Below are 11,434 nucleotides of genomic sequence, written 5' to 3' on the forward strand. Positions count from 1 at the left end.
TCGACTCCTTATTTGCGCAATTTCGGGTCCAGCGCATCGCGCAGACCATCACCGATAACATTGAAGGCGAAGATCGTCACACAGATGAAAAATGCCGGGAAGAACAGCCGCCACGGGTAGAAGCGCAGAGCCGGCAAGCCATCGGAGGCCATCGTGCCCCAACTGGCCAGCGGGGGCGTCAGTCCCAGCCCGAGATAGCTCAGGAAGGCTTCCACGAAGATCGCAGTCGGCACGGTGAGCGTCATCGTGACCAGAATCGGGCCGATCGTGTTCGGGATGAGATGCTTGCGCATAATATGCGGCATGCTGGCTCCCAGCGTCCGTGCTGCAAGGACATATTCGCGGTTCTTGAGCGACAGCACCTGACCGCGCACGATACGCGCCATATTGATCCAGCCGGTGATGGTCATGGCGAGGATCATCGTTCCCAGACCCTGACCGAGCACAACCATCAGCAGGATGACCATCAGCAGATAGGGAATGCCGTAGATGACGTCCGCGAACCGCATCATAATCTCATCGGTGCGTCCGCCTCGATAGGCGGCGATACCGCCCCACATGACACCGATCGCCAGATCGATCAGCGCGGCGGAGACGCCGATCAGCAGCGAGATGCGCGCGCCCTCCCAGGTGCGGGTGAATACATCGCGCCCCAGATCATCAGTGCCGAACCAGTGCTCAGCGGAAGGGGCGAGATTTTTGCTTGCCAGATTGTTCGTCCGATAATCATGATCGGTCATATGCGGGCCGAAGATGGCCATGATCACCATCAGCAGCAGCAGCACGGTTCCTGTGACAGCCAGTGCATTGCCGCAGAAGCGCCGCAGCACCTCCTTCCAGTAGGGCATGCTAGCGCGGGATACATTGTCCGCCTGTGCAGACTGTACACCGACAAGCTGGAGCCTGTCCTTCATCGTTGGTTGCATCAGCCAGCGCCTCCCTTCCGAGCAGTCAGCTTGATCCGCGGATCAATCAGCATGTAAGCGATGTCAACGAGCAAGATGCACAGCAGCAGCAAGATGCTGTAGAAGACGGTGACGCCCATGATGACGGTATAGTCGCGGTTGCTGATGCTCGTCACGAAGCTGGAGCCGAGTCCGGGAATGCCGAATATCTTCTCAATGACGAAGCTTCCTGTAATAATCGAGGCGCTCAGCGGACCCATATAGGAGACAACAGGGAGAATCGCGTTGCGAATCGTATGGCGCATAGTGATCGTCCAGTTGCTCAGTCCTTTGGCCTTGGCGGTCTTGATATAGTCATTGCCCAGCACCTCCAGCATGCTGGAGCGCGTGAGGCGGGCGATGAAGGCGGTCGGCGTCGAAGCGAGCGCGAGCGCAGGCAAGATCGTATACACGAACGACTCCCAACGGGCGACAGGGAATAGGCCAAGCTGAATAGCGAAGACGTACTGCAGGAAGGTCGCCATAATGAAAGAAGGTACAGAGATGCCGGCGACTGCCAGCACCATCGCTCCGTAATCCTGCCAGCGATTATGCTTCAGCGCAGCGATGACACCGAGCGTCACGCCGACAGCCAGGCTGATGAAGATCGCCTCCATGCCGAGCACAAGCGACACCCCGAAGCCATCGGCAATCAGGTCATTGACGGTCTGGCTTTTATACTTGAAGGATGGACCGAAATCCCACTTCGCAATATTCAGCAGGTAATCCCCGTACTGCGCGTACCAGGGCTTGTCCAGTCCGTAATGCGCCATCAGATTTTGCTCGATCTGAGCTGGCAGCTTCTTCTCTGAGGTGAATGGATTGCCGGGCGCAATGCGCATCAGGAAGAAGGTCGCTGTCACAATAAGCCATAGCGACAGTAAAATATAGCCCACACGCTTGGCGAGATAGTATAGCATCACAAAGGGGGCACCTCCTGTTGGTTGAATGGAGTGAACAGCCGGATAGATCGATCCGGTGTGTTAAGTCGTGCGAGCTTATCGCAGGCGGCTGCAGCGGCGCCTTAGGAGCCGATCCGCCGCAGCCTGTGGCGGATCGGCGTGCCAGTTGGTTGATGCACCCAAGGTCAGCCCTTGGGTTGTGATGGCCTTCAGGCAGCGGGAGTAGCCTGGTCGAGGCGCTAATTAACCCGCTTACTTATCAATATAGGCCCATTTGAAATGAATGTTGGACAGGCCGTCGATGAATACGTCATGGACATAATCCTTTTGCAGCCAGGTATTGGAATAGAAATAGATCGGGATAATCGGCATCTCATCCATCAGAATCTCCTCTGCGCTCTTGAGAAGCTGGCGCCGCTTCGCGGCATCCGACTCCATCGCCGATTGCTGCAGCAGCTTCTTGTATTCCTCGTTCTCCCAGCCGGTATTGTTGTTGCCGCCGTCATGGTCGCGCAGCGTCTCCAGGAAATTGACCGCATCATTGAAGTCAGCGACCCAGCCCAGCCGTCCGATCTGATAATCGCGGGTTTGAAGCTTCTCGATATAGACCTTCCATTCGGAATTGTCCAGAGTGACATCAATGCCCAGATTATTGATCCACATATCCTGGATCGCCTGGGCAATCTTCTGATGACCTTCGCTCGTGTTGTAGGAGAGGGTCAATGTTGGCAGTTCTGCTGCGCTTGCATAACCCAGTTCTTTCAGTGCCAGCTCCAAATATTGCTTGGCCTGGTCTACAGCATTATCTGCGAAATAGCCTGCGGTGTTGTCTTCAAAGATAGTAGGAGGTACAAAGGCCATAGCCGGCAGCTCGCCGCCTTGCGACACATTGTCAATCAGCGACTGGCGATTTATCGCGTAAGCCAGCGCTTTGCGTAGGTTGGTATTGTCGAGTGGGGGTTCATTGATGTTGAGATTGTAGAAATACGTTCCTGCAGAAGCTTGAGCGTTCAATACGCCAGCCTCGCGCAGTGAGGACAGAGTGTCGGTCGGCAGAGAATCAATCGGCTTGCCTGCCCAGTCCAGTTCATTACTCTCATACATAGCGAGGGCGGTGCTCTCGTCATTGACGATCGTCATCACAATCTGATCCAGCTTCACCGTATTTTTGTCCCAATAGTTGTCGTTCTTCTTGAGCAGCAGCTTACTGCTATGCTGCCATTCTGTCAGAACGAACGGGCCGTTCGAGGTATACGCATCACCGGCGTTCTCAGCCCACTTCGGCTGCTCGGCCGCGATCTTGCTGTTGATTGGAAAATAGGTGTAAAAGCTCGTCAGCTCCAGAAAATAGGGGGTCGGGTTAACCAGCTCGACCTCCAGTGTTTTGTCATTTAAGACCTTAATCCGAACATTATCCATCGAACCGCTGCTATTTGCTTCCTCGGCCCCTTGTATGTAATAGAGCTGGTAGGCATATTTGGACTCATTATTAGGATCGAGCACCCATTTCCAGGCATATTCGAAATCATGGGCTGTAACCGGGTCGCCATTGCTCCAGAGCGCATCGCGCAATGTGAAGGTATAGACCTTCTGATCCTCCGAAATATCGATCTTCTCAGCGGCCGCCGGTTCAGGGCTGCCGTCTCTGCCGATGCGGGTCAGTCCCTCAAAGGTCTGGTTCAGCACACCGCCGGACACGTTGTCGCTCGCCAGCCCTGGATGAAGCGCTGGCGGCTCGGAGTGCAGATTGATACGCATCTCGGCCACTGCGGCAGGCGCGTTATCGTCTCCTCTTGGGGCATCCGTGCTGGCAGGCGAATCAGGCTTGCTGCATGCTGACAGCAGCATGCTCGCTGTTAGAACAACAGCTAAAAGGATGGACCATTTTGTTCTCATCGTATTCCTCCCGTATCTTCATGGATTCAAATGGATAAAAAGAAGACGGCGGAATGGCGTCGTGGTTCGACCGACTGATTAGATGAGCTGCTTTCGTTATCAAAATGTATATTGTATTCAATGTAATATATATGTCACTATATTTAACAAAGTGACCTCTGTCGCTATCGATTCCCCCTCAACTCTTGCATAAAATACCCACCATATTGCAATTTATCCATTTGATAACTCATATTATAGCATCTAAAAAATATAATTCAATAAATTTGGTAATCAGGGAAATAAAATGTTAATTTATATGACATAAAGTGGGCATGAGAAAAAGAGGAGGGGCGCCATAAACTCTCACCCGTTTCCTCTATGTCCTGAGCCGTATGTTCCGACTTGATCGTTGAATATCTATCAGTATAATACAGAAACTCCGCAAAAAATGTCGAAATTTAGTCTAAATATATAAAATATTTAAATTATGAAATCGATTGTTTAAAATGGAAGCTAGAATTACTGCTCCAACAATTGCCGAACATGCTTCTCGATGCTTTCCGGCGTATCAGTTGGGGCAAAGCGCTTGACGACACGGCCGTCACGGTCGATGAGAAACTTGGTGAAGTTCCATTTGATCTGCTTGATGCCGAGTGCGCCCGGAGCTTCGGAGCTCAGATGCTGAAAGAGCGGATGAGCGTTCTTCCCATTGACGTCAATCTTGGAGAATAAGGGGAAGCTGACGCCGTGGTTCAACTCACACGCCTCTGCGATCTGGCTGTCTTCGCTAAGCTCCTGATTCATAAACTGGCTGCTCGGGAAGCCTAGCACCTGAAAGCCTTGATCCTTGTAGCTATCATGCAGCTTCTGGAGACCCTTGAATTGAGGCGCGAACCCGCATTTGGTTGCGGTATTGACGATCAGCAGCACCTGGCCTTTGTAGTCGTCCATGCCCTGCTCCTGGCCGCGGATCGTAGTGACTGAAATATCATAGAAGCTCATTGTTATTCCTCCTCTTAATAATTACGAAATGGTAGGCCGCTCGAAATATTAATTGTTTACAATTCGATTGTATAAAATTAAAATAAAGATGTCAACCTTCCTATTCCCCCTCCCCTGCAGCTTGATTGCATGCAATTCAATTGTATAATTGGTAGAGGCGGAGTCCTGCCATGCAGGCGACTCGCCAGGCGGGGGCTTAACCTTCGGCATGGAAGTGACGACTAGCGATAACGAATGAAGGGAGAGACCGCGCAGATGACAGATGAACTGTTTTTGAAGCTGGAGCAGCATCTATGCTTTGTAACTTACGCATGCTCCAAGGAGATCACGAGACGTTATCGCCCGATATTGGAACAATTCGGGCTCACCTATACGCAATATATTACACTGGTCGTTCTATGGGAGGTTGACCCGATCCCGATGAAGGAGCTGGGAGCGAGACTGTATCTTGACTCCGGTACGCTGACCCCGCTGCTCAAGAAGCTGGAGGCGATGGAGCTGATTATCCGTAAGCGGGACCTCGCCGATGAGCGGAGCGTGCTGGTTGCGTTGACCCCACAGGGCAGAGAGCTGAAGGCGCAGGTGAAGAATATCCCGCTGCGCCTGTTTGAGCAGAGCCGGGCATCTGCCGAGAAGCTGCAGCATATCCATACCCAGATGGCGGAGCTGCTGGAGATGCTGGAGCAAATGGAAGAGGCGGAGGGATAAATTTTTTGAAACGTCCGGGCTAATGCTGCGTATGGATAAGTATGCAGATTGCAGAATGATCAGAAAGGAAGTGAAGTGATGGAGGTTTACTCGGGGGGAAACACAGATCAGAGACAACCGGGCGGAAAGCCACAGTTGCCTAAGGGCATGGTGCCTAAGATTGTGGGCGGTGTCGCCATTGCTGCAGCCCTGCTGCTGGGATGGAGCTCATTTTACACGGTACAGGAGCAGGAGCAGGCAGCAATCATGACATTTGGGAAATATTCACACACGGAGGAGAGCTCCGGTCTTCATTTTAAGCTGCCTTATCCGATTCAGCAGGTCGTCATTGTTCCGGCCAAGCTGACCCAGCAGTTGCATATTGGCTATCGTGAGAGCAACGGACAGAATGTGTCGGTTGAGGAGGAGGCGCTCATGATTACGGGGGATGAGAACCTCGTGTCCGCCGATGCTGTTGTGGAGTGGAGAATATCAGACCTGCACAGCTATCTGTACAATATTGAGAATGCCGAGGTGTTTCTCCGCAACTCTGCCGTATCGGCGATTCGTTCCGTAATCGGCTCAACGAATCTCGACTATGCCATTACAGAAGGAAAGACCGTCATTCAGGGCGATGTGAAGAAGCGGCTGGAGGAGTTGATGGTGCAGTACAACACAGGCATCTATATTGTCGACTTGAAGTTCCAGGACATCGAGCCGCCTGAAGGAGCGGTGCAGCAGGCATTCCGCGAGGTGACCAATGCCCGTGAGGAGAAGAATACGAAGATCAATCAGGCGCAGAAATATGTGAATGACCGCCTGCCGAAGGCAAGAGGGGAAGCGCAGGCGCTGATTGAGCAGGCGGAGGCGGAGAAGCTCTCGCGCGTAGTGAACGCACAGGGTGACGTAGCCAAGTTCAACGCCGTCTATAACGAATATGTGAAGAACCCGAACATCACCTCCAACCGCCTCGTGCTGGAGACGCTGGAGAAGATTTTGCCGAATGCGAAGGTAATTATTACCGATGGCGGGGGAGATACAGTAAAGTATCTGCCGCTTAATGAGCTGCTTGGTTCGTCCCGTTCGGGATCGGCAACTCCGCCTGCACAGAACCAGACACCTAGCTCGTCGTCCAGCCAGCCGCAGGCTTCAACCTCGGCAGGAGCCGAGCAAGGCGCGGAAGGAGGGACAGCACGTGAATAAAAAAGGGATTATAGGTATCGCCGGCTTGATCGTCGTCGTGCTCCTGCTGTCCAACTCGCTGTTCATCGTGAATGAGGGAGAGTACAAGGTTGTGCTCCAGTTCGGCGAAGCGAAGAAGATTCATCAGGACCCTGGCATTAAGATGAAGATTCCGTTCATTGAGACGGTGACCTCGCTGCCGAAGTACCAGCAGGTGTACGAGAGCAACCCGACCCCGATCCTGACCAAGGATAAGAAGCCAATTAATGTGGATAATTATACGGTATGGCGCATTAAGGAGCCGCAGAAGTTTTTGCAGTCGCTCCGCACGGTAACGGCGGCTCAAGGCCGGATTGGAGATGCAGTGTATAACACCGTCCGCCGGAAGCTGTCCGAGGTGGAATACGGCAATATCATTAGTGAAAATACGGCGCGCGGCAACCTGAACGACGACATCACGCGCGAGGTATCCGAGATGTCGGAGCGGCAAAACTATGGCATCGAGATCGTCGATGTAAGAATCAAGCGCACCGATCTGCCGGAGGAGAACAAGGATAGCGTCTATAACCGGATGATCTCCGACCGTCAGTCGATAGCGGCAGGCTATCTGTCCGAGGGCGATGAGGAATCCCGTAAGATCACCTCGAACGCCGACCGTCAGGCACGCGAGCTGATCGCCAAGGCAGAGTCCGACGCGAAGAAGATTATTGCTGAAGGAGAGCAGGAGGCGGCGCGCATCTATAATGACGCGTATGGCAAGGATGCGAATTTCTACAAGCTGTATCGGACGCTGGAGAGCTATGTAACGACGATTCAGGGCGAGACCGTGATCATGCTGCCGATTGATTCGCCGTATACGCAGGTTCTGCTCGGAAACAAATAGCTGCGCCCCCTTGCATCAGGCGCAGGCTTTGCATATAATGTAGTAATCAAATGCTGTGATAGAGAAGAGTACGCAGTGCTTTCATACAGGGAGGAGACACCGGAGATTGAGAGTGTCTTCATGAAATCAGGCTGCCGAAGTTCGCTCTGGAGCAGGTCGTTGAACAGCGGCTCCGCCTAGGCAGGAGCGGCTCAGTAGATGAACCCGGCGCCGAACCGTTATTCGGATGAGGGATTATCAGTTTGCGCGAGCCTGCTGTTAATCCGAATTAGGGTGGTACCACGGCCTTTCCGTCCCTTACGGGGGAGGAAGGGCTTTTTTTTATTTTAAATGCGAAGGGGAGCTTTCACGATGAAGGAACGATTGGAAGCGTTGCGCCAGGCTGCGCTGGATGAGCTGAATCAGGTAGCCGATCCGGGTGTGCTTAATGAGCTGCGGATCAAATATTTGGGCAAAAAGGGGGCGCTGACCGAAATCCTGCGCGGGATGGGCGGCTTGAGCAATGAGGAGCGTCCGATTATCGGCCAGGTCGGCAATGAGGTGCGCGCGGCGATCGAGGCGGTAATTGAGCAGAAGCAAGAGCTGTTTATTCGCCAGGAGACCGAAAACCGACTGCGTCAGGAGACGATTGATGTCACACTCCCGGGCACGAAGCCAGAGACTGGCGCTGTGCATCCGCTGAACAAGGTTATTGAGGAGATCGAGGACATCTTCATCGGCATGGGCTATACGGTGGCCGAAGGGCCGGAGGTGGAGACGGATTACTACAACTTCGAGGCGCTGAACCTGCCTAAGAACCATCCGGCCCGCGATATGCAGGACTCGTTCTATATTACAGAGGAGCTGCTGATGCGGACACAGACCTCACCGGTGCAGGTGCGGACGATGAAGGCGATGAATGGCCAGACGCCCGTCAAAATTATTTGCCCGGGCAAGGTGTACCGCCGCGATGATGACGATGCGACCCACTCCTTCCAGTTCAATCAGATCGAGGGTCTGGTCATTGACAAGAATATCCGCATGAGCGATCTCAAGGGAACACTGCTGCAATTCGTGCAGCAGATCTTCGGCCCGCAGACGCAGATTCGCCTGCGTCCGAGCTTCTTTCCCTTCACTGAGCCAAGCGCAGAGGTGGATGTGACATGCGTTCAGTGCGGCGGACACGGCTGTCGGATGTGCAAGCAGAGCGGCTGGCTGGAAATACTCGGCTGCGGCATGGTGCATCCGCGCGTGCTGGAGATGGGCGGTTATGATCCGAATGAGGTGAGCGGGTTCGCCTTCGGGATGGGGGTAGAGCGGATCGCGCTGCTCAAATACGGCATTGACGATATTCGTCATTTCTATACGAACGATCTGCGCTTCCTGAGCCAGTTCGCCAGAATGTGACACGGAAAATCACCGATATGAGCGAAGAGGAAAGAAGGGGTATCCAATGAAGGTATCATACCAATGGTTGAAGCAATATGTGGATGTGTCCGGGTTCAGCGCCCAGGAGCTGGCAGAGAAGCTGACCCGCGGCGGCATTGAGGTGGACGGAGTCGAAGCCCGCAATCAGGGCGTTACTCAGGTCGTTGTAGGCTATGTGAAATCGAAGGAGAAGCACCCGGATGCCGATAAGCTGAACGTGTGCAAGGTGGATGTCGGCACGGGCGAGGAGCTGCAGATCGTCTGTGGCGCGCGCAATGTGGATGCTGGACAGCATGTCCCGGTCGCCGTCGTTGGTGCGAAGCTGCCAGGGGGCATGGCGATCAAGCGCGCCAAGCTGCGCGGAGTAGAGTCGCAGGGCATGATCTGCTCGGCTAAGGAGCTGGGCATCAATGACAAGCTGCTGCCCAAGGAGCAGCAGGAGGGTATCCTCGTGCTGCCTGAGGGGCTGACGCTGGGCACTCCGATTACGGAGGTGCTCGGGCTGGATGATGAGGTGCTCGATCTGGATCTGACGCCGAATCGCTCTGATGCGCTCAGCATGCTGGGCGTTGCCTATGAGATGGCTGCGCTGACTGGAGCGGATGTGAAGCTGCCGGATAATCAAGTCCAAGCCGCCTCGATCGAGGCTAAAGATTATATCTCGGTCAGCATCGCCGCGCCGGAGCAATGCCCGCATTATGCCGCCCGTTATATTAAAGGCATCAAGGTGGCTCCGTCCCCGCAATGGATGCAGAACAGGCTGATCGCAGCCGGTGTCCGTCCGATCAACAATGTTGTGGATATTACCAATTATGTCATGCTGGAATATGGTCAACCGCTGCATGCGTTCGATGCGGACAAGGTAGAGGGCGGTCAGATTCATGTTCGTCTTGCCCACGAAGGGGAGGAGCTGGAGACGCTGGACGGGCAAGTGCGCAAGCTGGAGCCGCAGATGCTGGTCATCGCTGACGCGTCTCGTGCGATCGCGCTTGCGGGTGTGATGGGCGGCGCCAACACCGAGGTATCCGGCGACACCGTGAACCTGCTGCTGGAGTCCGCTCGCTTCGATGGCGGCACAGTACGCAAGGCCTCCCGCAAGTTCGGCCTGCGCTCGGAAGCGAGCATTCGCTTCGAGAAGGAGGTTGATCCTGCTCGCGTGCTGGAGGCTCTGGATCGCGCCGCGGCTTTAATGGCGGAGCATGCGGAAGGACTGGTAGCGAACGGTATCGTGTCTGCCGGTTCGCCGGATAAGGAGCCGGTGCAGATTGCTGTGACGCGCAGCCGGATCAATGGCTATCTGGGCACAGAGCTGTCGGGACTGGAGGTCAAGACGATCTTTGGCCGCCTGAACCTGGACTATGAGGAGCCGTCTGCGGACAGCTATATTGTAACGGTGCCTTCGCGCCGCGGCGACTTTGCCCATGATGTCGATATTATCGAGGAAGTGGCTCGCTTGTACGGCTATGACAATATCCCGACGACGCCGATCGAAGGGGCGACGACGCCGGGTGCGCTGAATGGACCGCAAGCGGTTCGCCGCAAGCTGCGTCGCCGCCTGACGGATGCGGGGCTGCATGAGGTGATCAGCTATTCGTTCACCTCTCCAGAGCGTGCCGGTCTGCTGCCGCAATTGACCGGCAATCCGGTGCCGGTACGGCTGGCGATGCCGATGAGCGAGGACCGCAGCGTGCTGCGCACAAGCCTGATCGGCAATCTGCTGGACATTGCGGCATACAACCGCAACCGCAAGACAGATAATGTAGCGATCTTCGAGCTGGGCAGCGTGTTTGTAACGGATGAGGCTGAACTGACGCGCCAACCGCAGGAGGTGCAGAAGCTGGCTGCGCTGCTGACTGGCAGCCGCACTCGCGCCCAATGGAATGTGAAGCCGGCTGCAGTGGACTTCTATGATATGAAGGGCGTGCTGGAGGCTGTTGCCGAGCTGCTCGGGCTGTCTGCGAAGATCACGCTGAAGGCGGCAGCGCCGGAGCATATGCATCCGGGCCGCAGTGCCGAGGTGCTGCTGGCAACGCCGCGCGGCCAAGAGGTGATCGGCTATATCGGTCAGTTGCATCCTGATGTGCAGCGGGAGCTGGATCTGGCGGATACCTACATCATGGAGGTCAACCTGGAGGCGCTGTATGCAGAGGTCGATCTGTCGATCGTCTATCGCGCATTGCCGCGCTTCCCTGCCAGCTCGCGCGACATTGCCGTCGTCATCGACCGCAGCCAGGATGCGGGCAGCTTGACTGCTGCGATTGCAGAGACAGCCGGCGAGCTGCTGGAGTCAGTTGAGGTGTTCGACATCTATACCGGCGAGAAGCTCGGTGCAGATAAGAAGAGTGTGGCGCTTGCTCTCGTCTACCGTCATGCAGAGCGCACGCTGACGGACGAGGAAGTGTCCGAGCTGCATGCCAAGGTCGTCGAAAGATTAGAACAATCTTTTCAAGCAGAATTGAGAAAATAGCAGGAAACCGTCAAAGCCATATCGAATTAGTTCACTGGAACTTGTTCGATATGGTTTTTGCGTCTTCATAAGAACTTCGACA

Annotated in this window: 9 protein-coding genes; 5 read left to right on the forward strand and 4 right to left on the reverse strand. The window is 54.7% G+C overall.

The annotated features are described in order from the left end of the window. Window positions 1-8: 8 nt before the first annotated feature. The 4 genes from ACY1JZ_RS15375 to ACY1JZ_RS15390 all read right to left on the reverse strand — a co-directional run bounded on the left by ACY1JZ_RS15375 (window position 9) and on the right by ACY1JZ_RS15390 (window position 4,726). The gene (locus ACY1JZ_RS15375) at window positions 9-926 is read right to left on the reverse strand and encodes an ABC transporter permease (protein ID WP_270169583.1); all 918 of its coding nucleotides are present in this window, start codon (window positions 924-926) and stop codon (window positions 9-11) included. Further along, window positions 926-1,864 (reverse strand): ABC transporter permease, encoded by a 939-nt coding sequence (locus tag ACY1JZ_RS15380; RefSeq protein ID WP_270172393.1) that lies wholly within the window; start codon window positions 1,862-1,864, stop codon window positions 926-928. The genes ACY1JZ_RS15375 and ACY1JZ_RS15380 overlap by 1 nt, the downstream gene beginning before the upstream one ends. Window positions 1,865-2,098: 234 nt before the next feature. Then, entirely contained in the window at window positions 2,099-3,742 is a 1,644-nt protein-coding gene (locus ACY1JZ_RS15385) for a peptide ABC transporter substrate-binding protein (protein ID WP_462629943.1), read from the reverse strand. 501 nt (window positions 3,743-4,243) lie between these two features. Further along, window positions 4,244-4,726: a glutathione peroxidase gene (locus tag ACY1JZ_RS15390; RefSeq protein ID WP_462629944.1), complete on the reverse strand. Its 483-nt coding sequence runs from the start codon at window positions 4,724-4,726 to the stop codon at window positions 4,244-4,246. A 255-nt stretch (window positions 4,727-4,981) separates the two neighbouring features. Between ACY1JZ_RS15390 and ACY1JZ_RS15395 the strand changes: the two genes are divergently transcribed. The 5 genes from ACY1JZ_RS15395 (at window position 4,982) to pheT (ending at window position 11,352) form a co-directional block, all read left to right on the forward strand. Then, window positions 4,982-5,434: a MarR family winged helix-turn-helix transcriptional regulator gene (locus ACY1JZ_RS15395; RefSeq protein ID WP_462629945.1), complete on the forward strand. Its 453-nt coding sequence runs from the start codon at window positions 4,982-4,984 to the stop codon at window positions 5,432-5,434. Window positions 5,435-5,512: 78 nt separating this feature from the next. Next, window positions 5,513-6,616 (forward strand): FtsH protease activity modulator HflK, encoded by a 1,104-nt coding sequence (hflK, locus tag ACY1JZ_RS15400; RefSeq protein ID WP_462629946.1) that lies wholly within the window; start codon window positions 5,513-5,515, stop codon window positions 6,614-6,616. Next, window positions 6,609-7,478: a protease modulator HflC gene (hflC, locus tag ACY1JZ_RS15405; RefSeq protein WP_462629948.1), complete on the forward strand. Its 870-nt coding sequence runs from the start codon at window positions 6,609-6,611 to the stop codon at window positions 7,476-7,478. The genes hflK and hflC overlap by 8 nt, the downstream gene beginning before the upstream one ends. Before the next feature lie 351 nt (window positions 7,479-7,829). After that, window positions 7,830-8,864 carry a phenylalanine--tRNA ligase subunit alpha gene (gene pheS, locus ACY1JZ_RS15410; protein WP_462629949.1) on the forward strand — a complete coding sequence of 345 codons (1,035 nt, stop codon included), beginning with the start codon at window positions 7,830-7,832 and terminating at the stop codon, window positions 8,862-8,864. 46 nt (window positions 8,865-8,910) lie between these two features. Beyond that, window positions 8,911-11,352, forward strand: a complete 2,442-nt coding sequence (gene pheT, locus ACY1JZ_RS15415) for a phenylalanine--tRNA ligase subunit beta (protein WP_462629950.1) — start codon at window positions 8,911-8,913, stop codon at window positions 11,350-11,352. Window positions 11,353-11,434 lie beyond the last annotated feature (82 nt).

It is taken from the genome of Paenibacillus sp. J5, from assembly GCF_054955055.1.